Source organism: Vibrio litoralis DSM 17657, assembly GCF_000426765.1.
GTDB classification, from domain to species: Bacteria; Pseudomonadota; Gammaproteobacteria; order Enterobacterales; family Vibrionaceae; genus Vibrio; species Vibrio litoralis.
Genome location: NZ_KE384567.1, coordinates 71,993 through 98,174, shown reverse-complemented (window position 1 = coordinate 98,174; position 26,182 = coordinate 71,993). Strand labels below are relative to the sequence as shown.

At 41.8% G+C, this 26,182-nt stretch carries 22 protein-coding genes; 19 read left to right on the top strand and 3 right to left on the bottom strand.

Annotation, left to right across the window (positions count from 1 at the left end; genetic code table 11):
- Window positions 1–39 precede the first annotated feature (39 nt).
- The 4 genes from K358_RS0114035 to K358_RS18850 all read left to right on the top strand — a co-directional run bounded on the left by K358_RS0114035 (window position 40) and on the right by K358_RS18850 (window position 6,590).
- On the top strand, window positions 40–2,091 hold the full coding sequence (locus tag K358_RS0114035; RefSeq protein WP_027697412.1) for a hypothetical protein: 2,052 nt from the start codon (window positions 40–42) through the stop codon (window positions 2,089–2,091).
- A 197-nt stretch (window positions 2,092–2,288) separates the two neighbouring features.
- On the top strand, window positions 2,289–2,987 hold the full coding sequence (locus tag K358_RS0114030) for a Crp/Fnr family transcriptional regulator (RefSeq protein ID WP_027697411.1): 699 nt from the start codon (window positions 2,289–2,291) through the stop codon (window positions 2,985–2,987).
- Between the two features lie 214 nt (window positions 2,988–3,201).
- Window positions 3,202–4,278, top strand: coding sequence for an OmpA family protein (locus K358_RS18855; protein ID WP_051241330.1), 1,077 nt, complete (start codon window positions 3,202–3,204; stop codon window positions 4,276–4,278).
- Window positions 4,275–6,590, top strand: a complete 2,316-nt coding sequence (locus K358_RS18850; protein WP_051241329.1) for an Ig-like domain-containing protein — start codon at window positions 4,275–4,277, stop codon at window positions 6,588–6,590. Before K358_RS18855 ends, K358_RS18850 begins: the two co-directional genes overlap by 4 nt.
- A 100-nt stretch (window positions 6,591–6,690) precedes the next feature.
- On the opposite strand, the gene K358_RS0114015 is transcribed toward K358_RS18850, so the two are convergent.
- Complete coding sequence (locus tag K358_RS0114015) at window positions 6,691–7,314, bottom strand: trimeric intracellular cation channel family protein (RefSeq protein WP_027697410.1); 624 nt, start codon at window positions 7,312–7,314, stop codon at window positions 6,691–6,693.
- A 250-nt stretch (window positions 7,315–7,564) separates the two neighbouring features.
- Between K358_RS0114015 and K358_RS0114010 the strand changes: the two genes are divergently transcribed.
- The 3 genes from K358_RS0114010 (at window position 7,565) to K358_RS0114000 (ending at window position 9,096) form a co-directional block, all read left to right on the top strand.
- Window positions 7,565–8,125, top strand: coding sequence for an elongation factor P hydroxylase (locus K358_RS0114010; protein ID WP_051241328.1), 561 nt, complete (start codon window positions 7,565–7,567; stop codon window positions 8,123–8,125).
- A gap of 52 nt (window positions 8,126–8,177) precedes the next feature.
- Window positions 8,178–8,441, top strand: coding sequence for a YfcL family protein (locus tag K358_RS0114005; RefSeq protein WP_027697408.1), 264 nt, complete (start codon window positions 8,178–8,180; stop codon window positions 8,439–8,441).
- Between the two features lie 127 nt (window positions 8,442–8,568).
- On the top strand, window positions 8,569–9,096 hold the full coding sequence (locus K358_RS0114000) for an NADPH-dependent FMN reductase (RefSeq protein ID WP_027697407.1): 528 nt from the start codon (window positions 8,569–8,571) through the stop codon (window positions 9,094–9,096).
- A 111-nt stretch (window positions 9,097–9,207) separates the two neighbouring features.
- On the opposite strand, the gene mnmC is transcribed toward K358_RS0114000, so the two are convergent.
- A complete protein-coding gene (gene mnmC / locus K358_RS0113995) occupies window positions 9,208–11,307 on the bottom strand; it encodes a bifunctional tRNA (5-methylaminomethyl-2-thiouridine)(34)-methyltransferase MnmC2/FAD-dependent 5-carboxymethylaminomethyl-2-thiouridine(34) oxidoreductase MnmC1 (RefSeq protein ID WP_027697406.1) in 2,100 nt (699 codons plus the stop codon).
- 311 nt (window positions 11,308–11,618) lie between these two features.
- Here mnmC and fabB point away from each other — a divergent pair, with 311 nt between their 5' ends.
- The 10 genes from fabB (at window position 11,619) to purF (ending at window position 23,407) form a co-directional block, all read left to right on the top strand.
- Complete coding sequence (fabB, locus tag K358_RS0113990; protein WP_027697405.1) at window positions 11,619–12,842, top strand: beta-ketoacyl-ACP synthase I; 1,224 nt, start codon at window positions 11,619–11,621, stop codon at window positions 12,840–12,842.
- A gap of 212 nt (window positions 12,843–13,054) precedes the next feature.
- Window positions 13,055–14,221 carry a 4-phosphoerythronate dehydrogenase gene (locus K358_RS0113985; protein ID WP_027697404.1) on the top strand — a complete coding sequence of 389 codons (1,167 nt, stop codon included), beginning with the start codon at window positions 13,055–13,057 and terminating at the stop codon, window positions 14,219–14,221.
- A 49-nt stretch (window positions 14,222–14,270) separates the two neighbouring features.
- Window positions 14,271–15,284, top strand: a complete 1,014-nt coding sequence (locus K358_RS0113980; RefSeq protein WP_027697403.1) for an aspartate-semialdehyde dehydrogenase — start codon at window positions 14,271–14,273, stop codon at window positions 15,282–15,284.
- Window positions 15,285–15,527: 243 nt separating this feature from the next.
- Complete coding sequence (locus tag K358_RS0113975; protein WP_027697402.1) at window positions 15,528–17,147, top strand: FimV/HubP family polar landmark protein; 1,620 nt, start codon at window positions 15,528–15,530, stop codon at window positions 17,145–17,147.
- A 118-nt stretch (window positions 17,148–17,265) separates the two neighbouring features.
- Complete coding sequence (gene truA, locus K358_RS0113970; protein ID WP_027697401.1) at window positions 17,266–18,054, top strand: tRNA pseudouridine(38-40) synthase TruA; 789 nt, start codon at window positions 17,266–17,268, stop codon at window positions 18,052–18,054.
- Window positions 18,055–18,341: 287 nt separating this feature from the next.
- Entirely contained in the window at window positions 18,342–19,256 is a 915-nt protein-coding gene (accD, locus tag K358_RS0113965) for an acetyl-CoA carboxylase, carboxyltransferase subunit beta (RefSeq protein ID WP_027697400.1), read from the top strand.
- 130 nt (window positions 19,257–19,386) lie between these two features.
- Window positions 19,387–20,661, top strand: coding sequence for a bifunctional tetrahydrofolate synthase/dihydrofolate synthase (gene folC, locus K358_RS0113960; RefSeq protein ID WP_027697399.1), 1,275 nt, complete (start codon window positions 19,387–19,389; stop codon window positions 20,659–20,661).
- Between the two features lie 20 nt (window positions 20,662–20,681).
- A complete protein-coding gene (locus tag K358_RS0113955) occupies window positions 20,682–21,287 on the top strand; it encodes an SPOR domain-containing protein (protein ID WP_027697398.1) in 606 nt (201 codons plus the stop codon).
- A gap of 64 nt (window positions 21,288–21,351) precedes the next feature.
- On the top strand, window positions 21,352–21,846 hold the full coding sequence (locus K358_RS0113950) for a CvpA family protein (protein WP_027697397.1): 495 nt from the start codon (window positions 21,352–21,354) through the stop codon (window positions 21,844–21,846).
- A 43-nt stretch (window positions 21,847–21,889) separates the two neighbouring features.
- Complete coding sequence (purF, locus tag K358_RS0113945; protein WP_027697396.1) at window positions 21,890–23,407, top strand: amidophosphoribosyltransferase; 1,518 nt, start codon at window positions 21,890–21,892, stop codon at window positions 23,405–23,407.
- A gap of 92 nt (window positions 23,408–23,499) precedes the next feature.
- On the opposite strand, the gene K358_RS0113940 is transcribed toward purF, so the two are convergent.
- The gene (locus K358_RS0113940; RefSeq protein WP_027697395.1) at window positions 23,500–24,375 is read right to left on the bottom strand and encodes a LysR family transcriptional regulator; all 876 of its coding nucleotides are present in this window, start codon (window positions 24,373–24,375) and stop codon (window positions 23,500–23,502) included.
- A 411-nt stretch (window positions 24,376–24,786) separates the two neighbouring features.
- On the opposite strand from K358_RS0113940, the gene K358_RS0113935 reads away from it, so the two are divergent.
- Together K358_RS0113935 and K358_RS19505 are read left to right on the top strand one after the other, a co-directional pair.
- Window positions 24,787–25,887, top strand: coding sequence for a response regulator (locus K358_RS0113935; protein WP_027697394.1), 1,101 nt, complete (start codon window positions 24,787–24,789; stop codon window positions 25,885–25,887).
- 144 nt (window positions 25,888–26,031) lie between these two features.
- Complete coding sequence (locus tag K358_RS19505) at window positions 26,032–26,154, top strand: hypothetical protein (protein ID WP_027697393.1); 123 nt, start codon at window positions 26,032–26,034, stop codon at window positions 26,152–26,154.
- Window positions 26,155–26,182: the final 28 nt, after the last annotated feature.

Genomic DNA, 26,182 nt, shown 5'->3' with positions numbered 1-26,182 from the left:
GTGGGGTTTATGCTGCGCATGCCTTAAAAAGGAATTTTTATGGATATTAAGAGTATTGTTTTAGCGTGTTTTCTCACCGTTTCTTTTATGGGTATTAACGGCTGTGATACTAGCAGTAGCGGTATGCCCTCACAGTCGGTTCAAACGCCTGTAGAGCCGGATACCGGAGAAGGGCCTGATGAGAATGTAGATTCTGGCAACGGAGGAGGCGTCACTGAGAATAATGGTGATAATACTGACAGCGATGGCAGTGGCGACAATGGAGGTTCTACGGATGGAAATGGGGGAACGGATACTGGTGGGGAAGAGGGCATTACTCTAACTGCTTTAACTGTATTACCGACTACACACTCTCTGGCAACGAGTGAACAAGTTCAATTTGTCGCTACCGCTTCGTATTCTGATGATAGTTCAGCAGTGGTTACCGATGCTGTTACATGGAAGAGTGGCAATACAGATTTAATTAGCGTAGTAAATTCCGGTTTAGCGACCACCATTGCCGCCGGTAGTACTTTTATTAGAGCGACTTTAACAGAAGACGGTGTGACGCAGTCATCAGAAGTATTGGTAACAATTACCGGGCCAACATTAACCTCAATTACGGTATCTCCGAAAAAATTTTTGTTGCCAGCTTCAGTTAAGAAGCAACTGACCGCAACCGCTCAGTATTCAGATGGCACTACCGAAGATATTACCGATCAAGTGATATGGACAACTTCTGAAACCACGCTTAATAACCCTGAACCTCCTGTTGGCTCAGATCCAATTTTTGTTACTGTGGATACTAATGGTGTGGTGTTTTGTAATGAGTTTGATGGCGATGATGATTTAGATAATGACACGACAATCACCGCGACTTTTAACGGTATGCAAGATACAGCACAGCTGACCGTTTTTGGCTCTGCAGTTGAAGCCATTAATGTGACTCCAACGGTGATAACTATGGAGAAAGATTCTGTGCAGCAGTTTACCGCAACCGCCTTGTTGGTAATGCAAGGGTTTGTAAGCTCAACGGATGTGACTCAAGTTTCAGGTGATGACCCTTATTACTCCGATTGGGGGTGGAGTTCTTCTGATCCTAGTGTGGTCAGTATTGACCGTTTAACGGGTGTTGCAACAGTACTGAACGCAACGGCTACTCCGGTTGAAATAACTTTCGATCGCGAGACTAGCTCGGGCTTTGCCATGTTGCAAATTAGCGGTGCCGCCCTTGAGAATATAACGATAGAACCATCGGCTAATAACTTAATTCAAGGTACGACAGAAAGTATTCAAGTTTTGGCAAGCTACAGTGATGGCACAACGAAAGATATTTCCTCACAGCAACTACTAACGTTATCCGCAAGTGATCAAAGTATTATTGATATCACGGAAGATAATCGATTGTATGCAAATTCGGCGGGAGTAACATCATTGGTTGCCAGTTTTGGTGGTATTACGTCTGCACCAGTAGAAATGATAGTGGCAGATATCGCACTTGAAAGCATTTCTGTTGAACCAACCAGTCTGTCATTAGCTAAAGGGACTTATGGTCAATTGACTACAATTGCTACTTATAGTGACGGCACAACCCGCGATATTACCAGTGAAGCGAGTTGGATAACTGGAGAATCTGATGCGGTGTCAGTCAATGGTTCAGGTAAAGTAAAGACTAATGAAATGCCTAATAACACAAATGGTGTCAAGGTAAGCGCAACATTTCGTGGTCATAGTTCAGAGAGTAATATTACCGTTAAAGATGTTGCTCCACAGGAGTTAAATGCGTCAGTAGAGCCAACTCAATTATCAGTTGGTGAAAAAGGAAAAATCACGATTACCGCAACATTTGCAGATGGTACCAGTCAAGATGTCACAGAGTCGGCTTTTATCGCTTCTTATTTTGCTCCTTTGACCGTTACACAAGATGGCGTAATTGAGGCTTGGGTAACAGGCGATTATTTAGTGATTTATGGCTATGGTTTTTCGTATGGTTATACCAGCCCTGGCATGTATAACGGTGTAGCGTTTGGCTATGATTACGGTTATGACACCGTATTACCAACAGGTGGTCCCCTGCCTTTTGGTAGCAGTGAAATGGTAACCGTGAACTAGATGATTATATTTAATTATGATGATTCAAAACCTTTTTAACTGTGTGCCTTAAGGTGTTTATTGCTCAATAATTGTTAATAGTGTCTCATTTCATAATGAATAAAATGTAACTGGTTTGAAAATTAATAATTATTTCAAATTTGAAGTTATAACTTATGTATGAGCAATCTCTATACTTAGAACGATAAGGGGCTTATATGATAATGGATTATGTGAAACATTCGGTTCTTTCGCAGTGCGGTCTTTTTACTGGTGCGGAAAGTGAGAATATACTGTTATTAAGCAAGAATACACATTTGGAACATTTTGAAAAAGATACAGAAGTTGTCAGGCAAGGTGAAAGAAATAGCGATATTGGCGTTTTAGCTGATGGTGAATTAGAAATTAATTATCGAACTCATCAAGATCAAGTTCTTCCAATAGCAAAAATAAAACCACTTGAATGGTTTGGTGAGAGTGCTTTTTCGACAAATAATAGTTTGGTATCTGCAAAGACCACAGAAAATTCTAGTGTTATCTTTATTTCAACGTCAGTGTTGTTTGAAGCAATGAATACCGATGAAGTTATCATGAATAATGTCATGATGTGTTTGTCCGATAGGGTTTTTGCAATTAGTCGTTTTGCATTAAGTCATATTGATAACGATACATTATCAAAAATAGGCAAACAAATTTTAAATCAAGTAGAGATGTTTTCTTCATACGAATCTCCTCCGGAGTGCATAGAACTTCGGCTAACAAAAACTCATCTTGCTGCCTTAATTGGTCAAACTCGTCAGTCTATCAGTCCTTATCTAAATAAATACATTGAATTAGGCCTACTGTCCTTTGGCTATGGGACAATAAAGATAAATAATATTAATAGGTTAAGAGCTTATGTTGGTGAGGTTTGTTAGAGAGGGTAATTGTCTAAAATCTTAGCTTGAAATGTATTTTTATTTACATTTACATTTAATCTGTTTTTAACATTTCAATTGTTAAATTCTTTACTTTTTTCTTTTGTTTTTTATATCTATCCATTTTTATTTTGGAGGGTTGTTTGTTTGTGGTTAATAATCTAATTGTCAGTTTTTATTATTAATATAAATATACGCGCAAGGCGGTGAGTGTATGATTAGAACGTTAGCTTATATAAGTGGAGTCTCGGTGCTGTTAGGGTTGCCTTTTTACGCTATTTCAGCAGAGGATAATAAGTCTGTTGGGGTTAAATTTGATTATAATTTTGCTCATTCTAGTTGTGAAGATGATAATTTAGATTGCGATGACCAGTCTTTAGGTGGTGGTGTTTATTTTCGACATAATATTTTTGAGCCTTATTTTTATCAAATTAGTTTTGATTATTTAGGACAATATCAAGCCATTTATCCAGCACTAGCCGATCCATCCCAAAAAGCTAAATATACTGGGGATATTTTTGGTATAGGAGTTTCTGCTGGGCGTGTTTTCTCTCTAACAGAGAATCAAAGTATTATTGCTCAATTAGGGATCCTACCTTGGTATGTAGATGTTGAAGGGAATGAAATAGGTGAGGATGTCGATAATGATAAATCTGGTGTTTCTCCTTTCGCCTCTCTGGCCTACCAATACAATATGACAGAAAAAAGCTATTTAGAATTAGGTTATCAATATACTTACGGTGTTGGTTCTGATTCGACTGGTGGCGCAGATATAAGCCAAATATTTTTAGGGCTAGGATACCGTTTTGGGGCATCGGAGCCTGAAACAATCGTGAAAACGGTGACCGAGACCAAATATGTTACAGTGACTGAAAAAAGCATGACTCTCAATTTTGGGGAAAATAATTCCACCGTCCTTTTTGCTTTTGATTCAGCCAAGCTCAATCCTAATATGTCCTCACTTCTCGCGCCTATGGAGAAACGTTTAAAAGAAAATCCTAACGCTACCGTTACCATTGAAAGCCATACCGATAATGTTGGTTCAGATGATTACAATCATCAATTATCTCAGCGTCGAGGTAATGCGTTAAAAGAATACTTTGTTGAGCAAGGTATTTCTGCTGACCGTATAACTGTGAAGGCTTATGGTGAAGCTCAACCTTTAGTGCCAAACACTTCCGCCGAAAACCGCGCGACCAACCGCCGTGTGGTTCTGTTCTCTCCGCCATTTGAAAAACAAGAAGTGGTGAACAAAGAAATGCAAACACCAGAGCAAGGAGCTGAAATATGAATAACTTAAAAAGATATATGAGTTCATTATTTTTATGGTTCTTCCTTGCAGTGCTAGCTGGTTGTGGGAATGAAAGTAGTGGTTTGCCTTCGCAGTTGGGTGAATCTGTAGGTCAATTAACAATTGTGCCGGAAAACCCTAGCGTAGCAGCTGGCGAAACATTGCAATTGGAGTTAAAGCAAGGTGGAGCATCCATCGAACCTTCAGAAGTGAGTTGGTTTTCCAGTGATACGTCAGTTGTTCAGGTGGATAAAAATGGCGTGATGAAAGGCATTAAGGAAGGTAGCGCAGAAGTTACTGCGGTTTATCAAGGACAAGAAACAACCGTGACGGTCACTATCTTGCCGCCAAAAGCAACGGGGTTGCAAGTGCTACCACAGGTTACTAGTGTGGCTGGCGGGGTAGTGGTGAATTTTATAGCTCAAGGTTTATATTCTGATGGTAGTAATGAAGATGTCACTCAAAGTGCTGTTTGGACGAGCTCTAATTCAAGTATTGCGACGGTAACGTTAGGTGAAGTTACTACATTATCTGCTGGTGAGGTAACGATAAAGGCTGAGTGGCAAGGGTTTTCAGGTAGCGCAATTTTAACGGTAACGAATGCAACGCTATCATCACTTAATATTAGTCCTTCGAGTTTAAATTTAGCCAATGGCACCAGTGATAAATTAACTGCCACCGCTATTTTTAGTGATGGTTCTAGTGTGGATGTTTCTGAGCAAACTACTTGGATTTCAGGTGACGCAGGTGTTGCTAGTGTCGATGACTCTGGGCTAGTGACAGCAAATAGTGTCGGTAGTACCACTGTTACCGCTGATTATGGGACCTTAAGCAAGGATGTTGCTATTACTACAACCAATGCAACATTAGAAACGCTTACTGTGTCACCAGCTACCGCAACATTAGCGAATGGATTAACCAAACAATTTAATGCAACAGCAACCTTTTCTGATAATACGACTCAAGACGTAACCAGCAGTGTTAGTTGGTCAAGTAGTGATACCAACGTCGCCGATATTGACGTTGCTGGTCTAGCCACCGCGAGTACTAAAGGGACGACAACGATAACCGCTAGTCTTTCATCGCAAACTTCTACAGCGGCGTTAACCGTTTCAAATGCTACTTTAGTATCGCTGACTATTGAACCGGATTCCATCACGATGGCGAAGGGGGATAGGGCTTCGATTAATGTTATTGCAAAATATTCAGATGGTAGAAGTGAGGATGTGACAGCACAAGCCACATTAATATCGGATAACAGTTCTGTCGCGGGGGTTAATGTTGATAATACGGTACAGGCTGCGGGGGTAGGTAGTGCTAATATTACCGCATCGCTGAATGCCAAACAATCGGATCCAATTCCCGTTACGGTAACGGCCGCCACCGTAGATAGTATCACCATTGAGCCCACAGTCTTATCCTTGCTGGTGGATACTTCTGAGCAGCTTAAGGCGACGGCAAACTATAGCGATGGAACGACTCGAGATGTGACGTCTGATGCCAGTTGGACAACGGCAAATTCAGATTTTGTGTCTGTCAATGCCGACGGTTTAGTGACCGCGAATCTGGTGACAACTTCTGATGTTGATATCACTGCAAGTTACCTTGGAAAATTTGAAACCTTGGGTGTTGAAGTGATTCAAGACACGGTTGCAAGTGTTGCAATCACACCGCCGACACTCGATTTAGCAAAGGGGGATACGGGGGATTTAACCGCTACCGCTAATTTTGATATTACTGGAAATCGAGATGTTACAAGCTCGACCACGTGGACTACCGATGATCCAAGTATTGCAACAGTAACTAGTAATGGCACCGTTCAATCGATAGGTGAAGGCGTCGTTACCATCACAGGTACGTATGTTTATGAAGGGAATACGGTATTCGATACAGCGGAAGTAACAGTTGGTCCTAAACGTGCTGACTTATTGCATATTAATGCGTTAAGAACGGCAGACTTGGATTTGCTAGGGCTAATTCAATTGAATGTAGGGGCGGGAGATTCGCTTTTTACTATTCAGTCAGAGGTGACCTATTCTGACGGAACTAGTCGTATTCTTGCGCCTAATGAGCCTCAATATATGACGGATAATGCACAGCTAATAAATATTGATGCTACAGGTGAGGTGACTCTTGCGGATGCAAATGTGCTTGAGACTGCTAATGTTACTGCTAGTTTTGAATCATTAGTGAGCGATAATCAAATTAATGTGGCTTGTTTGGCAAGAGTCGATCTTTTAGGGATCATTACTTTAGGCCTTGCCTGTGACATTGACGATACCCAAGCTAACCCAAATTATGTTGCGCCATAGTCGATAACCTAACTCTCTCAATCGAGAAATCAAAGCCAGCAGGGATATTCCAGCTGGCTTTTTGTTTATCCAAAACGTTTTATGGGTGAAGGGATTATGATTAATGAACCGAGCCTTCAACCTTAAGCTGAAATACCGGTAAGCGCCAATTGAAGCGAACCGAAGCCATACGCAGTAGATAGCCTACAACTAAGCTAACAATAATGGCCAGATTCTCATCGACTGCATAGTGTTGTAATAGCAAGTAAATACTTGCGACGATCAGTGACACAGAAGCATAGAGCTCTTGGTGCAAAACCAGCGGTGCTTGTCGGCAAATTAAGTCACGTAATAAGCCGCCAAAGACACCCGTAACAATTGCCGCCACAATGCAAATTCCAGGGTGTAACCCCATATTAATGCCTTTTTGGCAGCCAATGATACTAAAAGCAGCTAGGCCTAAAGCATCTAGGCGAATAAAGATGCCTTTGAATTTGACTACCCATTTGGCAAGCCACGTTGTGAGGATACCTGCCACGCAAGTGATCAATAAATATTGTGGGTGCTGTACCCAAATTAAAGGATAGTTGCCTAAGATAATATCACGTACGCTACCACCGCCGATTGCCGTGGCACTTGCCACCAACATCACGCCAAACCAATCCATGTTTTTACGACCAGCACTTAATGCACCAGTCATGGCTTCTGCTGTAATACCAATAATATAAATAATACTTAATAACATGGCATACTCACTGTTGCTAGGTCTGAAATAAGGGCGTGATTGTATGTGTTCTATAGCAGGCTGACGAATGAGAATTATCGTCATTTTTTGGGTTGATCCATTAGAAAAAATAATGAGTTTGCAATTTTGTTATACTGGCTTGAACGGTGAGTTACATTTGAGTCGTTAAGTTAGGCGGGCGAGGCTTTACCTTATAAGCAAAAGTAAGGACAATAGCCGACATGTTCCCTGTATGTTGTCATAATTTCTAATGAGCGCTAATAAGCATCACCATAATAAATATCGCCATACACCAGAGGCGATTATTTCTATCTTTAATCAGACTTTTTACCCTTCTTATAACACCAAGTTGATTCGTGGTGATGATGAGCCTATTTATCTGCCGGCAGATGAAACGCTAAACTACCACCGGATTATTTTTGCTCATGGCTTTTTCGCTTCAGCTATGCATGAAATCGCCCATTGGTGTGTCGCAGGGCCTGACCGTAGGTTGTTAGAAGACTTTGGTTATTGGTATGAACCAGATGGTCGAACCGCAGAAGTGCAGGCTGAGTTTGAAAAAGTTGAAATACGTCCTCAAGCGTATGAATGGATATTATCAGTCAGTGCTGGCTTTCCATTTTCCGTTAGCTGTGACAATTTAAATGGTGATTTTGAGCCAGACCGTTTAGAGTTTATGGCAAAAGTGCATAAAGAAGTGCTACAAATTTTACAACAAGGGTTACCAGTACGTGTTGCTATGTTATCGAATGCGTTACAATCGCATTATCAAACACCGCCGTTAACACCTGAACAGTTTATTGTGAGTTAAATAAGATAAGAACTCAGAAAAATAATGGCTTAATGAAAGAGTAGAGAGCAAGATGATTATAGAATTGGAAGAAAAACTTCTTGAAGCCATTGACCAAACAGTGGCAACGGCATCTGACGATGAGTTATTTGCTGGTGGTTATTTACGAGGACACATCTCTCTTTCTGCTGCTGATTGTGAAGCAGAAGGTGTGCAAGAGGTTGCCGAATTTAAACAACGTATTCAAGGCAGTTTAGAGCAAGCTCGTAATGAATTAACGCCAGCGGATCAAGTGATCGTAGCAGATATGTGGCAATCACTTAGCATTAAAATTTAGTTGTTCTGATTTTTTGAACAAGTTGATATAGGAAGTTGTCTGGTAAGCGATGTGTAATGCCGTAAAGTACTATTCATAGTAACAAGAACTAATCGCAACGAGAACCAGTTTTGAAGAAGGAATTATTATGAAAATTATTGCATTTGGCGCGAGCACTAGCCTTAACTCAATTAACAAAGCCCTTGCCACATATACGTCCAATTTAGTTGAGGGCGCGGACGTTGAGGTGTTAGACCTAAATGACTTCTCTGTGCCACTATTTAGTGAAGACACAGAGAAAGAAGTCGGTCGCCCAGACGGTGCTCAGGCTTATTTTGCAAAATTAGAAAGTGCTGATGCATTTGTGATTTCTTTTGCTGAACATAACGGTACTTATACCGCCGCTTATAAAAACTTGTTTGATTGGGCATCGCGCATTAATCAACAAATGTTTGCTCACAAGCCAGTTGTGTATCTTTCAGCTAGCCCTGGCCCTGGTGGCGCGCAAAGCGTTTTAGCCCAAGCGGTCGGTTCAGCCGCTTTCTTCCACGCAGAAGTGAAAGCATCGGTTTCAGTACCAAGCTTTTATGATGTGTTTGATATGGAAAATGGCGAAGTGACGGATACTGACATTGCTAAGCAACTAGCGGATGCCGCGGCAAGTTTAAAAGCGTAATTTGCTTATTTGAACAGGCATTACGAAGGATATTAAAAAACGGGATGAACTGTGATGGTTCATCCCGTTTTTATATTGTGTAGTTTCTAGTGATTTTCCGCAGAGACTAGATCACTCTTCGGTGATCGGTCGACCTTTTAGCATTTTACGAACCCACATTCTTGCCGGATGAATTTTCTCTAATACTTCGAGCGGCAGGGGAAGTGGATCACCGGATATTTGTGAGGCTAGTACCTCGGCTAATAATGGTGCCGAGCACAGCCCACGGGCGCCTAGCCCTACCATACAAAACAGATTCGGATAATGTGGGATTTCTGGCATTAAATCGGGACGTTTCCGCAAGATTTGTGGATCGAGTTTGGCGTAGCTTTCGACCACAGGTTCGAATTTAAAAACATTACCCACAAAAGGTAGATGATCACGGGTGACGCTGCGAATACCTTGTCGAGAAAGATTTTCACTGGTATCAACCTCATTCGGCCACGATTGATTTGGTAAGCATTGCTTTAAACGTTCGCCGTTGCTGACTTGCGCCATCGGATCAAATTCTTGGTCAATATTATTTCTATCATAGCTTGCGCCAATACAATGATGACCGTTGTTTGGGTTTTGCGGGGTCATATAGCCGTCATAGCATAAAACGGTTTTGAGTTTACTTAGCGATTCTGTCGTTGGAATATGACTGACTTGCCCTTTAACCGAGGTTGCTGCAATCGCTTTTAATTGTTCAAAGCGAGAAAACTGGTGACCATTGGCGACGACAACTACTTGATGCTGGAAATTGTTTTGTGAATGATGAAGCGTCCAAATTTTCTCAGCCTCATTATAAGAAAGCGATTCAATTTGAGTATTAAAATGCACTTCAACGTTTGGCTGTTGCCCACTTTTTTGTTGTTCGTTTTCTTGCTGGGATAACTCATAAATAATTGCTTGCGTGAGTTGCTGCGGGCATAACCAGCCGCCAAGCGGATAGTGAATACTTTCTTGGTCGATATCTAAACCGATGATTTGTGCGGTTTGCTCGGTGGTTAGACTATGCAGCAATTCTTGCGGATAGTCATTGAGCAGCATTTTATCGAGCTTTTTTTTGGCTTTATCACTCCAAGCGAGTTGGGTGACTCCGCATAAGTCGTAATCAAACTCAAGTTGCGAGGCGGCTTGCTTAACCAATTGGCGAGCAAACAAAAAAGCCGGTGCAAAGAAACGATTGAGCGGCGATTCGGGCTCTGCAATTAGTGGGTAAAGCGCGCCTTGTCGATTACCGGATGCGCCTAACGCAGGCTTATCATCTTCACAATAAAGAGTGATGCTATGACCACGACGATATAAGGCTAACGCTAATGTGGCACTAGCAACCCCACCACCGATAATTGCAATGGGTTTCTGACGATCAAATTGCTCAATAGGGTAGCGTTGAAACCAAGGAGCAAAAGAGTTTTTGGTTAACGACTGCTGTTTGGCTAATGACGGCTGCAATATGCCAGCAATCATTTCACGTTTGGTGCCAAAGCCTTTGACTTTTTTCATGTCAAATCCAGCTTCAATTAACCCGCGACGTACAAATCCTGCCGCAGTAAACGTTGCACAAGTCCCTTCCGCTTTAGTTAAGCGCGCCATGTGCTGAAATAAGGCATCATTCCACATGTCTTGATTTTTACTGGGCGCAAAGCCATCTAAGAACCAAGCATCCACAAGACCTGATTCGGTTTGCGCGAGTTTCGGTAAGCTGTTATGAATATCACCAAACCATAAATCTAATGTGATCATGCCATCGGCGAGGACTAAACGATGACATTCAGGTACCGCAATCGGGTAGTGGGCTTGGAGTTGTTTTGCGTAATCAGCCAGTTCTGGCCAAGCGGCATGAGCTTTAATGAGATCATCAATATGCACTGGAAACTTTTCGAAACTAATAAAATGCAATTGAGTTAATGGTGAGTCAGGTTGGTTTTGTTTAAATGTTTCAAACTCTTTCCAAACCGCAAGAAAATTAAGCCCTGTCCCAAACCCGGTTTCCGCAATCACAAAACGAGATTGTGATGCTTGCTGCCAGCGCGTAGGTAGATGATTTTGCTGGATGAATACATAGCGGCTTTCTTCTAGCCCATTGGCGTTAGAGAAGTAAACATCGTCAAATTGGTGGGATACGGGTGTACCGGATTCATTCCAATCCAGTTGAGCATTTTTGATCACGCGGATATTACCTGTCATTTTGTATCAATTTGGGGCTATTATATACCCATCGGGCGATAGAGTAGATAGCTTCACTGGGTATGACTCATAAAGATTAACGTTTTCGGTAAAGTATTACGTTGTTTAAACTCAGCTTTCATCGTGTCACGCTTTTCGATAGCATGACGATCAGGATCAACACACACGTTGAATCGGTTCGATAAACTGAAAGTAATTTAACCGATAGTGATTGAAATTTACTCATAAGAGTTAAAATATAAAGGAAAGCTGACCACTTCGATTGTTAAGTCAGTTATCATTAAGCGATTTTTGAATTATAGGAACGTCACATGAAACGAGCCGTCATCACTGGTCTAGGTATTGTATCTAGTATTGGTAATAACGTAGAAGAAGTATTGGCCTCTTTAAAAATAGGTAAATCTGGTATTACAGGTTCTGAACAATTTAAAGAAGCTGGACTACGCTCTCAAGTTTGGGGTGATTTGAAGATCAACCCAAGTGAGCATATCGATCGTAAACAAATGCGCTTTATGGGTGATACTGCCTCTTTTGCCTACCTTGCAATGCAACAAGCGATTGAAGATTCTAAGCTAACGGAAGAGCAAGTCTCAAATGACCGTACAGGTTTAGTGGCGGGTTCTGGTGGTATTTCTTCTCAAAACCAAGTGATCTCTGTAGATACTTTGCGTGAAAAAGGCGTTAAGCGTATTGGTCCATACATGGTTCCACGTACCATGGCATCATCAGTTTCTGCATGTCTTGCTACGCCATTTAAAATTCGCGGTGTTAACTACAGCATCAGTTCTGCTTGTGCGACATCAGCACACTGTATCGGTCACGCAATGGAGCTTATTCAATTAGGCAAACAAGATGTTGTGTTTGCTGGTGGCGGTGAAGAGCTACACTGGTCATCTGCAATGATGTTTGATGCGATGGGCGCACTTTCTACTAAGTATAACGAAACACCAGATCGTGCTTCTCGTACTTACGATGCAGACCGCGATGGTTTCGTTATCTCTGGTGGCGGCGGCATGGTCGTTATCGAAGAATTAGAGCATGCACTTGCTCGTGGCGCAAAAATCTACGGCGAAATCGTCGGTTACGGTGCGACTTCTGATGGCTACGATATGGTAGCACCATCAGGTGAAGGCGCAGTACGTTGTATGAAGATGGCAATGCAAAATGTAGATACTATCGACTACGTAAATACACATGGCACTTCAACGCCAGTTGGTGATGTGAAAGAACTTGGCGCAATCCAAGAAGTATTTGGTAAAGACAGCGGTGGTAAGTGCCCTGCGATTTCTGCAACCAAAGCAATGACGGGTCACGCACTAGGTGCGGCTGGCGTTCATGAAGCGATTTACTCAACGCTAATGCTGGAAAATAACTTCATTGCACCAAGCATTAACGTAGAAACGTTAGATCCTGCTGCGGAAGGCCTAGATATCGTAACAGCACCACGTGATCAAGAGTTGAAGACTGTCATGTCAAACAGCTTTGGTTTCGGTGGTACTAACGCAACATTAGTGATTAAGAAATACGAAGCTTAATTCTCTTCGTAATTGAAGCTGCAGCTTTGTCGACGGCGTTCATTCGCCCCAATTACTTAGACTAGAGCTAAGCTCATGGGGACTCATTCACTTGTCTTCTCACTGCAATTCCAATTACTTTGAGAATTATCGCGATATTTAGAGTAAATAATCCTCGGCTTAGGTCGGGGATTTTTTTATCATTAAGGAAATTAATTGTTCATGAGTGTAAAATGAAAATAGTCATTGATGAGAATATGCCGTATGCCGAAGCCTTGTTTAGCCAACTAGGGGAGGTTGAGATGAAATCTGGGCGCAATATAAGCGCTGATGATTTAATTGGGGTAGATGCATTAATGATTCGCTCTGTGACCAAAGTGGATGCTGCATTATTAGCCAAAGCGGATCGCTTGAAGTTTGTCGGTACCGCGACCGCCGGTATGGATCATGTAGACCAAGAATTGTTAGCAGACAAAGGCATTACGTTTAGCGCGGCACCCGGTTGTAATAAAGTCGGGGTGGCGGAATATGTTATTAGCTCTTTACTGGTCATTGCTCAGCAACAAGGTTTCTCTGTATTCGATAAAACGGTGGGAATCATCGGTGCAGGTCAAGTGGGCAGTTATCTGGCGCAATGTCTGCAGGCTATTGGTATTAAAGTGCTACTTAACGATCCACCAAAGCAAGCCCAAGGTGATGGGCGAGAGTTTGTTGATTTAGAGACTTTACTCGAACAATCCGATGTTATTTCACTTCATACCCCGATCACTAAAGCGGGGCAATGGCCAACACATCATCTTCTTGGTGAGCTAGAATTAAACCAATTACGTGGCGATCAAATTTTAATTAATGCTGCTCGTGGCCCTGTGGTGGATAACCAAGCTTTAAAAGTACGGTTGCAACAAGCCGATGGTTTTACCGCGGTTTTGGATGTATTCGAACCTGAGCCAAATGTAGATCTAGAGCTGTTGCCTCTGCTGACTTTTGCGACCCCGCACATTGCAGGCTACGGACTGGAAGGGAAAGCGCGTGGCACTACGATGATCTTTAATCGTTTTTGCGAGTTTCTTGGGCTAAATAACCGAGCCAATCCAGATGAGTTATTACCAACTGCTCCAGTACCTATGGTGAAGTTATCAGCGGGCTGGACAGAAGAGGGTAAGAAAAACCAAGCATTACTGCACAATTTAACTCAGTTGATTTATGATGTTCGCCATGATGATGCGGTTTTTCGTCGAGAGATAACTCAAGCCGATCCAGCAATACAGGCTCAAGCCTTTGATGCAATGAGAAAAGACTACTGGGATCGCCGTGAATACAGCGCGATAACGTTAGCCATGCATCAAGAATCGAACGTCGAACTGACGCCTTTTTATCATTTAGGGTTTAAACGCGCTTAATTGAGCGTATTAAGCCTTCAATATGCTCCATATTTAAATTGAGGTTTTCATGAGTCAAGAATTTAACGTTGCTATCTTTGGTGCAACTGGTGCCGTTGGCGAAGCTATGCTTGAAGTATTAGAAGAGCGTAAGTTTCCTGTAGGTGATCTTTATTTACTCGCCAGTGAGCGTAGTGAAGGGAAAACTTATCGCTTCAATGGTAAAACGATTCGCGTTCAAAATGTCGAAGACTTTGATTGGTCACAAGTGCATATCGCTTTATTTTCAGCAGGTGGTGAATTATCAGCAAAATGGGCACCTATCGCCGCTGATGAAGGCGTTGTCGTGATTGATAACACTTCTGAGTTCCGCTATGAATTTGATGTGCCACTTGTGGTGCCGGAAGTGAACCCTGAAGCGATTGCTGAATTTAGAAACCGCAATATTATTGCCAACCCGAACTGCTCTACTATCCAAATGTTAGTGGCGTTAAAGCCAATACATGATGCAGTTGGCATTGAGCGTATTAACGTTGCAACCTATCAATCAGTTTCTGGTGCAGGTAAAAAAGGTATCGATGAATTGGCAGGCCAAACCGCTAAATTATTGAATGGTTTACCCGCTGAGAAAGATGCCTTTACTCAACAAATTGCGTTTAACTGTATCCCGCAAATTGATGTGATGATGGAAAATGGCTACACCAAAGAAGAAATGAAAATGGTGTGGGAAACGCAAAAAATATTTAATGATCCATCTATCCAAGTGAACCCAACGTGTGTTCGTGTACCTGTATTTTATGGTCATGCTGAATCTCTACATATTGAAACTCAAGCACCCATTGATGCTGAGCAAGTGATGGATATGCTAGAGCAAATGGAAGGCGTAGAAGTATTCCGCGGCATCGATTACCCAACTCAAGTTCGTGATGCTGGTGGTAAAGACACGGTAATGATTGGACGTGTGCGTAATGATATCAGTCACCACAGTGGTATTAATATGTGGGTCGTTGCCGATAACGTACGTAAAGGTGCGGCAACCAATGCAGTACAAATTGCTGAAGTGCTGATTCGAGATTACTTCTAAGAGTGATACTCAAGTAATATCAAGGCACGACATTGAATTGAGCCCTATGCTGAGAAGTGTAGGGCTTTTTTTGATCTCGCTATCAGTAATGTTCCCTTAATGCTTGAATTTGACCGTGAGATCATTTTATTCGATAAAAAACAGTAAGAAATGAAGGATTTTTATCAGCAACACTACCCGAATGGGGTTATTATCCTATATATTTAAATTTATTGATTAAACCTTTGGATTAGCCGAATTTTTATGCGCCGTACATTCAAACATTTCATCGCTCCCGTCACGCTACTTTTTGTAACCCAAATTTCGGTTGCTTGTGCTGATGACAGCAGAGTTACAGTGGAGCCATCAAATCATGTACCTGCGCAATCCAGTTCGGATGTTGCGGCATTTGAACCTACGGAAGATATCGCATCAATCTATGGTCCGACTGGCGAAGATGAAACCTTATGGTCAATTGCCAAGGCTTATCGTCCTAGTAAAACTGTTTCGGTCGCCCAAACTGTATTAGCGACTTATAAGCTGAACCAGAAAGCGTTTGAAGACCATAATATCCATGGCTTAATCCCTGGCAGTGTATTGCGTTTACCGACACTTGAGCTGATAGAAAAAGAGTCAACTCAAGACGCTGTCGAGATTATTCAGCGTGATAAATTGCGACCAGTTCCATCACAAGTCGATGAATCGATCCAGCCACCTAAACCGGCAACATTAGCTGACTACCCATCAACACAACCTTCTCCAGATTTATCTAATAGCGATAATGCGAAAACGTTGAATGAGCATTTGAATGGGAAACAGCAAGTAATCTCTGATGAACAATCAGAATCGGTTGCTCCGGTTGATGCTCAAGCGACCACTGAATCTCAGCAGGGCACTGAATCACAATCGATCACTAACTCACAACAGACATTAGATATTCAAACGGATGAGGAGCAGGTTGAACTGACTCAAGTTGAAGCGATGAATGATCGCCTTACTTCAGAGTTAGATAAAATACAGCAACAGCTCAATGAACTGAAAACCTCGTTGAAAGCGGATGAGCAAAATCGCCTGCAAATTAATGAAGCAGAAGCTCAATCTACGTCAATTGATACTCCTCAAGCTTTTGTTCGTATAGCCAATCAGCATCCGTGGCTGTGGTTTATTATTTTATTACCACTAATATTAATCTTATTTATTATTCGTCTATTGTTCTCTCACCGGCCTAAGCGTAGTGAGGAATTAGAGCGTCTAGTCGCGCCTCAAGAAACAATCGAACCAGCAAGGCTAGTGGTTGACACAGCATCGACACAGCCACAAGCTTCTTCAGAAACAGAAACGTTTGAATTTTCTGACGATGAGTTACCTGAATATGGTGAAGATGAAGCGCGTCACGATGCCGATACAGAACCTCAGGCTTTTGAAGCTGATATTCCGACGGTAGAAGACATTGAAGATGATATTGCTAACCATAAGTTGGACGATGCACTGGTGTCTGACCTTAATAGCGATTCGATAATCAGTGACGATAGCATTGTATTAACTGAAGATAACCCTGCTGAAGCGGTAGACTCTTCTTATATAGAAACTCAACCGCAACCAAAGGCTGAATTAGGTAATGCCGATCAGATTGATTCTGAAAATATTAATGAGCAAGAAGAGCCCGATCTTGATGTTGGACTAGACGAATTCCCTGATGTACTCGGTGATGTGAATGACTTTGACGTTGATATCAATGCCGAAATGAATAGTAATCTTGATCTAGCTAAGGTTTTCCTTGAAATGGGTGATGAGCGTACCGCGATTAAGTTATTAAAAACGGTGATCTCAAAAGGTGATGAAGTATTGAAAACCGAGGCAAATAAGCTGTTATCTTCAATTTAAGTAAAGTGATAAATTGCATCAGGAATAGGCTTTTTACTTGCTGAAACTCGCATGTTGAGGTTATTTGGGTATATACTTTGCGACCGTTTTTTAATGATGTGACAAAGAGTGGTTTTAAATGCGTATTGCGTTAGGTGTTGAATACGATGGCAGCAAGTTATTCGGCTGGCAAAGACAAAAAGATGTGCCTAGTGTGCAAGAGCATTTAGAAAAAGCGCTGTCGGTTGTCGCGAATCATCCTGTAGAAGTCCAATGTGCTGGCCGTACCGATGCTGGCGTTCATGGCACAGGACAAGTTGTCCACTTTGATACTACGGCGTCAAGAAAGCTAGTTGCTTGGACTATGGGTGTTAATGCCAATCTACCTAGTAATATTGCGGTGAGATGGGCTCATGAAGTGTCTGATGACTTCCATGCGCGTTTTAGTGCTACGGCGCGTCGTTACCGCTACATTATCTTTAATAACGCCTTTCGACCTGGAATCTTACATTCTGGAGTAAGCCATTATCACAATCCTCTAGATGCAGGGAAAATGCATCAAGCTGGTCAGTTTCTATTGGGTGAAAATGACTTTACGTCCTTTAGAGCGGTACATTGTCAATCACTAAGCCCTTGGCGAAATGTGATGCATTTGAATGTGTCTAGAATGGGCCAATATGTGATAGTCGATATTAAAGCCAATGCTTTCGTTCACCACATGGTGCGTAATATTGTGGGTAGCTTAATAAAAGTGGGAACCGGTGATGAGAATCCTGAATGGATCGCTTGGCTACTTGAACAAAAAGATCGCAGCTTAGCAGGGGCAACCGCTAAAGCAGAAGGTTTGTATCTAGTTGATGTCGACTACCCTGAGAGCTTTAACTTACCTAATGTCGCCATTGGTCCGCTATTTTTACCTGCTGACTAATTATACTTGGACATAGACCAAGTAACCTCATATAGATTAGGGTGGATTTTTTTCACATTATTATTACACTAACATTAATCAGTACTTATATATTGATATCTTTAGTGCATAAAAGCTTGAGCGCTTTAATTTTCATCAAACTTTGATGTTTATTTCAGCGTCTAAATATAGGTACAACCAGTTTTTTATCTACAGTGCGGGTATTATGTGTTTTAATCTCCTCCGCATTTATTTCTCAAATTCTCATCCTTTGCATACAGCGAGGGATCTAGCTAAAAGGTCTTCCCATGAGTTGGCTTGAAAAAATTTTTACAACTACAAATATTGTTAATACACGTAAAGCGTCTATCCCTGAAGGGATCTGGACCAAATGTACTTCTTGTGAGCAAGTCTTATATCAAGCGGAAGTAGAACGTAATTTAGAAGTTTGCCCGAAGTGTGACCATCATATGCGTATGAAAGGTCGCCGTCGTTTAGAGACATTTTTAGATCAAGGTACCACCGTTGAAATCGGTCAGGAATTTGAGCCGAAAGATAAACTGAAGTTTAAAGACTCTAAGCGTTATAAAGACCGTATCACAGCAGCTCAAAAATCAAGTGGTGAAACTGAAGCGTTAATTGCCATGAAAGGTGAGCTTTTAGGTATGCCTTTGGTGGCTTGTGCGTTTGAGTTCTCGTTTATGGGCGGCTCAATGGGCTCGGTTGTCGGTGCACGTTTTGTTCGTGCGGTTGATGAAGCGATTGCCAATAACTGTGGCTTAGTGTGTTTTTCTGCCAGTGGTGGTGCCCGTATGCAAGAGGCATTAATGTCTTTAATGCAAATGGCAAAAACCAGCGCAGCACTTGAGCGTTTATCGCAAAAAGGCTTACCGTTTATTTCGGTAATGACAGACCCTACTTATGGTGGTGTATCGGCAAGCTTAGCCATGCTAGGTGATATTAATATTGGTGAACCAAAAGCCATTATTGGTTTTGCTGGACGTCGTGTTATCGAACAAACCGTTCGTGAAAACTTACCTCAAGACTTCCAAACCAGCGAGTTCTTACTCGAGCATGGCGCAATTGATATGATTGTTGATCGTCGTGAAATGCGTCAGCGCATCGCTGGCCTTGTTGCTAAGATGACAAACTACCAATCGCCATTAGTGGTTTCGATTGATGATGAACCATCTTACGAAGTACCCGTTGCCGATAAGAAATAATCCTCATTAACGTCTCTGGTCTATACCCAGTGCAATTAAATGGATTGCTGCCTATAGGTTTAGTGCCAAGGCAGCAAATAAATGATATCTTATCTTTACTTAAGTGAAGATGTAATGAGTCATGCGTTTAATGAGTAAACATAATTCTCCAGAAGCCACATCACCTTTGTCGATGTGGCTTCATTATTTAGAAAATATCCATACCAGTGCTATCGATCTTGGCCTAGATCGAGTAAGTAAAGTCGCTCAATCTGCAAATTTAACCAAACCTGCTCCTAAAGTTATCACTGTTGCTGGAACCAATGGCAAAGGATCGACTTGTGCATTGATGGAAGCGATCTTACTTGATGCAGGTTATCGTATTGGCGTCTACAGTTCTCCTCATCTTATCAATTATAATGAACGTATACGAATTAATGGCCATGATGTAAGTGATGATCTCTTAACTCAATCCTTTGATTTTATTGAGTGCAGCCGCAAAGATACCAGCTTGAGCTTTTTTGAGTTTGGCACACTTGCCGCTTTGCGAGTCTTCCAAACTGAACAGGTCGACGTTGTCTTGCTTGAGGTAGGGTTAGGTGGACGATTAGATGCCACCAATGTGGTGGATCATGATGTATCGGTGATCACCAGCTTAGCCATCGATCATGTGGACTGGTTAGGCAGTGATATTAACGTTATCGGTTTTGAGAAAGCGGGTATCTTTCGTTCAGGTAAACCGGCGATTTGTGGTCAATCAAAGTCACCACCTACTGTTGCCGCGCATGCTGATGATATTGGTGCAGAGCTTTATCAGGTTGGATTACAGTTTAACTATCAAGTTACCGATGAAACTCGTCAATTATGGCGCTGGCAATCAGGTGGCTTTGATTTAGATGAATTGCCGATACCATCTTTACCATTAGCCAATGCGGCGACCGCGTTAATGGCACTGAGTACATCGGGGCTAGAATTGACAGATGTGAATGTCGTTAACGGATTAAATTCAGCTCGTCTATCTGGTCGAATGCAGTTGTTGTCTTCACAGCCTACGGTTTTATTAGACGTTGCTCATAATCCTCACTCTGCACAGTATTTAGTTGAACAACTCGAAAAACAGCATCCGGGTAAGGTAGTAAGAGCCGTTGTTGCTATGCTACACGATAAAGATATTACTAGTACATTGCAGACGCTGGCGCCTGTGGTAAAACATTGGTACCCAGCTTCATTGCAAGGGCCTCGAGCCGCAAGCGTAGATGAACTCATTGAGCATTTAGCTTGCTATGAAGGCCGCTATACAACGCCTGTAGATGCTTTTATTCAAGCGTATGAACACGTTAAAGAAGATGAAGTATTGCTTGTAGTCGGCTCTTTCCATACGGTAGGGGAAGTGCTTAATTACTGGCAACAAAAAAATATTAAGTAAACAAATAAGAGGAAATCAAAATGGCGAGTAAATTTCAAAGCCGTTTGATTGGTACCGTGATTCTTGTCGCGATTGGTGTGATTGTTTTGCCTGATGTTTTTGATGGGCAGAAAGAGCATTATAAAGAAGAATTTGCGGCAATTCCGATTAAACCTACTGATGATGCAAGTCAGGCTTCAACTTCGCAAGATGTGAAAAAGCCGGTTGAACTTGATGTTGCATTACCGGAAGAGCCAGTGACGGTCACCGTTGATGAGGCGCCCAAATCAGAGCCAGTCAAATCAGTAACCGTGCAAGCTGAGTCTAAAGCCAAACCTCAGCCTGAAGTAAAACCTCAACCTAAGCCGGTAGTCAATAAACCTGCGTCAGTTCGCGAGAAAAACCAATATAGTGATAGCGCATGGATCATTCAATTGGTGGCTCTTAGCAATAAAGATAATGCCCAAAAGTTGGTGGCTGATTTGCAAAAACGTGGATTTCAAGCACATCTAAAGCAAGATGGTAAGCTATCTCGAGTCATTGTTGGCCCTGATGTTTCTAAAGAAAAGATGGAACAACAAATTGATAAGCTGCAAGAAATTACAGGCTTAAAAGGTCAATTGCAGACTTTTAAGCCACTTAATTAATAAGAAAACGTTTGCGTCGCGTATTTTTCTGGTAAAATGCGCGCCAACTTAAGATGTAAATTTTATGATTTGGATAGATTTTGTCATTTTAGGGGTGATCGGCTTTTCCGCTTTGATCAGCTTAGTTCGTGGTTTCGTTAAAGAAGCTCTGTCTTTAGTGATTTGGTGTGGTGCATTTTATATCTCCACGCATTATTACCTAAAGCTTGCAGCGTACTTTACCAATATTGAAAATGACATGGTTCGAAATGGAGCCGCATTAGGGGCTTTGTTTATTGCGACACTGGTTGTCGGAGCGTTAGTGAATTATGTCATTAGCCAGCTTGTGGTGAAAACCGGTTTATCGGGTACCGATAGGGTATTAGGTGTGGTTTTTGGAGCATTGCGTGGTGTGTTGATCATTGCAGTCGTGTTATTTTTTATGGATGCGTTTACCGCGTTCCCAAATTCAGAGTGGTGGAAATCGTCGCAGTTGATCCCGCAATTTAGCCAAATCATTGCTCCGTTTTTTGATCACTTAAAACAGACTTCAAGCTTTTTATCTGGCGCGCCTTTGTAATTGAACTGGAGGCGCCAGTTCTCCACCAACCGAGGGTTAAGACATGTGTGGTATTGTTGGAATCGTAGGTGTAACGCCTGTCAATCAATCGATTTATGATGCTTTAACGGTATTGCAGCATCGTGGCCAAGATGCCGCAGGTATTATTACCATAGATAGCAATCGTTTTCGTCTGCGTAAAGCCAATGGTTTAGTGAAGGATGTGTTCGAAATTAAACACATGAAACGACTACAAGGTAACGTTGGTATCGGCCATGTTCGTTATCCAACAGCAGGCAGCTCTAGTGCTTCTGAGGCTCAGCCATTTTATGTAAACTCACCTTATGGGATTACATTAGCTCACAATGGTAACTTGACCAATGCTCATGACCTTCGCCAATGGTTGTTTGAGCAAGGTCGTCGTCACATTAACACTACCTCTGATTCTGAAGTATTACTTAACATTCTGGCTCAAGAAATTGACCTTTCTGAAAACTACCCACTAACTCAAGCTGATGTGTTTGGTGCGATTAAAAAAGTACACAAGATCGTTAAAGGTGCCTATGCGGTTGCTGCAATGATTATTGGTCATGGCATGGTGGCATTCCGAGACCCGAATGGTATCCGTCCTTTATGTTTAGGTAAGCGTGAAGTCGAAGGTCGTACCGAGTATATGGTGGCATCGGAATCAGTCGCTTTGGATGCGGTTGGTTTTGATTTTGTACGTGATGTTGCACCAGGTGAAGCGATTTATGCCACCTTCGATGGACAATTCTTTAGTGAGCAATGTGCGGAGCAGCCAACTCTGAATCCATGTATTTTTGAATTTGTTTATTTTGCTCGCCCAGACTCATTTATCGATAAAATTTCGGTTTACAGTGCACGCGTTGAAATGGGTAAAAAACTAGGTGAAAAGATTAAACGTGAATGGGATAATCTTGATATCGATGTCGTGATCCCAATTCCGGAAACGTCATGTGATATAGCCTTAAAAATCGCTCAGTTGATTGATAAGCCATATCGACAAGGGTTTGTGAAAAACCGCTACGTTGGTCGTACCTTTATCATGCCAGGTCAGCAACAGCGTAAGAAATCGGTGCGTCGCAAACTGAATGCGATTCGTTCTGAATTTAAAGGTAAGAACGTATTGCTTGTTGATGACTCTATCGTTCGTGGTACTACGTCTGAACAAATCATTGAAATGGCCCGTGACGCTGGGGCCGAAAATGTTTACATGGTATCTGCTGCGCCTGAAGTTCGATTCCCGAATGTTTATGGTATCGACATGCCAAGTGCCAATGAGTTGATTGCACATGGTCGCGAAACCGATGAAATTTGTAAGATGATTGGCGCTGATGCTTTGATGTTCCAAGACCTTAACGATTTAGTGGCAGCGGTTGGTTTAGGTAACCCAAGCATCACTCAATTTGAGTCTTCTGTGTTTAGTGGTCAGTATGTTACCGGTGATATTGACCAAGCATACTTAGATCATATTGATTCATTACGTAATGATGATGCCAAATTAGATCGTGATATGCAGGTTGATTTAGCGAACTTAGAAATGCATAACGAAGGCGCGTAATCTTTATATTCATTGCTGAAATTGAAAAGCCAGAGTTTGAATGAACTCTGGCTTTTTAAGATTACTATAATTGAGTGACTGATAGGGTTGAGTTAAAGCACTTCATGCTGCGCGATAAAGTCGATTAATAAACGGACTTTTTCGGGCTGATGATTCTTGTGATTATAAAGCATGTAGATATCGCGAGAATTGGCACTCCAATCGTCGAGTACACGCACTAAACGACCCTCACGCAAATAGGCCTCAATCATTACATCAGGCATCAAACTGATGCCTAAACCATGGGTACAAGACTTACGTACCACATTTAATTCACTCGCTTCTAAGCGGCCTTTTTCATTGATAGTGACCGTTTCACCTTGTGAGTTGGTCAATTGCCACTTCACCAGTGGTAGGCCTTTCAACAAAGCATGGTGGCGTAAATCATCTGCATGATGTAGATCGCCACAGTCTGCCAAGTATTTAGGGCTAGCGACGAGCACATCTTTAACTTCATTGATTTTACGCGCAATTAAGGTGGAGTCACGTTGAGGGCCAACACGGAAAATGACATCCCATTCAGTTGGGTCAAGTCGATCGGCGTAGTTGGTCATTAACAATTCAATACGAATATCAGGATACTTTGCCATAAACTCATTAAGCATTGGCATGATAATACGCTTGGCGGTATTGGCTGGCGCTGAAATACGTAGCTTACCTGATGCGCCTCGGCATTCATCAGAAATGGTCTCTGTGGTTTCTGTTAAGTGTTTTAACAGAGGAGAGCATTCATCGTAAAATCGTTGTCCAGCTTCGGTTAAAGAGAGTTTACGAGCATTACGGTTAAGTAGGCGTAGATTTAATCCTTCTTCCAACGCTTGGATACGACGAGTAATGGTTGCCACAGGGATAGCAGTTTTACGGGAAGTAGCAGTATAGCTACCATTATCCACAACCAATCGGAATAAATTCAAATCATCAAGTTTCATTATATGAGCACTTATTTATACTACGAGTAGAGGGTAGTGTAGCGGAACATTAAGCAAGATGGTTGTTTAACATCAAACATTATTGTTATTTGATATCACCATAACTTGTATTCATGTCAATTTCAGTAAATTTGTCTTCTTTCTTGAGGATTAGTGCTATCCATATTGATGATTTGTAATTGTTTTTAACAAAGAATATAGCCGAGTCATCGCAACCTTATGAAAGTTCACTCGAGCTTAGCTTTTTGGGAGCAAGGCACAATATTCATCACAGTAATTTGAATTTAAAACTTTTAATAACTACCTTTTAAATGGTTTTATGATATGTCCAAGTTATTTGCACTTTGAAGTGACTTGGGTATAAGTCACGTTGAATTATTGCACTGAGTCGTATTAAGAGGTTACCCCAATATGCATAAATCTGTTTCTCAAGTGCAGAACGTAAAAATGGCGCTAGATAGCGCAAGACAAACAATCATGCTAGTGGATGATGATCCTATTTTTCGCAGTATGATTGCTTCGTATTTAAAAAAACTCAACTTTGAAGTCACCGAAGCCGAAGATGGGCTGGATGCGTTAAAACTATTACGACATCAAGTGCCAGACTTGATGATTTGTGACTTAAATATGCCGATCATGAGCGGTATTGAGCTGGTTGAAGAAGTCAGCTGGCAGTTCCCTATGCTGCCAATGATTGTGGTGTCAGCGACAGAAGATATGGGAGATGTCGCGCGCGTATTACGCTTTGGTATTAAAGACTTTCTCACAAAACCGATTACCCACTTAGATCATTTTACTTCCGCTATCAAAAGTACCTTGGAAGAGTCGCAGGCGAACCCTAGTGTCGTGCGTGATTTTTCAAGTCAATGGTTTCAGCTTGATCACTCTGGGCAAGTTGATGAAGAGAAGGAATTATACTGGCACTTAAACCATCTTAAAGATAACGTCGTTACCTCACGAGATTTACTACACGCCCTTCAGCCTGAGCGAGATACTCAGCAAGGGGGGTGGAAATGTAGTTACCATGTTTTACAACCATCTGAAATGATGCCACTGGTATTTGATTATGCTTGGCTAATGGATGGTCGCTTTGCTTTTTATCTTGTGGATTCATCGGATGGAGGCGAGAACGGTGTCGGGACCGCCTTGTTGATCCGAGCGCTATTTAACGACTTTTTGAGAACACGAAAGCGTTGCCATTCTGATTTGAAAGATTTAGCCGATGCGGTAGAAAAAGGCATTAGCTGCACCAAATGTTCAAACCCTATTAATGCATTATTTGGTATTGCCGATATGGTAGAAGGCACGATCTCTATTCTGCCGGCAGGAATGAAAAGTAATTGGTTGTTTGACGGCTCGACTCAGGCCATTGAAAAAGGCATTAAGTTGGGTGAAGGCTGTACTAAAAACTTTGTAACAAGCCATCTGCCGATGAAGAAAGGTGGTGAGCTTGTATTGAGTGAACTCGGGGTGCGTAGCTTTAAATTAACCATCAAAAATGTAACTTACTAAAAAATTAGTATTGGTTGGAGATAAGAGGGCGTTCAGAATTCTGTGAGCTATCTGACAGCCTTGTAATAACCTTGAATTTTGTCGGTTTTTGTTTGTTCGATTTTCTCCTATATTTTGCCCTCAATTTTACACGAGGGACCGAAAATGGCAGATGAAAACTTTAACGAACCATTCAATCTATTTTACTTTTTAGGCGTGATTGTCGCTTTACTTTTACCTACTCTTCCTGCAACACTTACATGGATTAATCTTTTAAGCCAAAATTAGCGCTTAGCCGTCTGTTGTAAGGAATTCA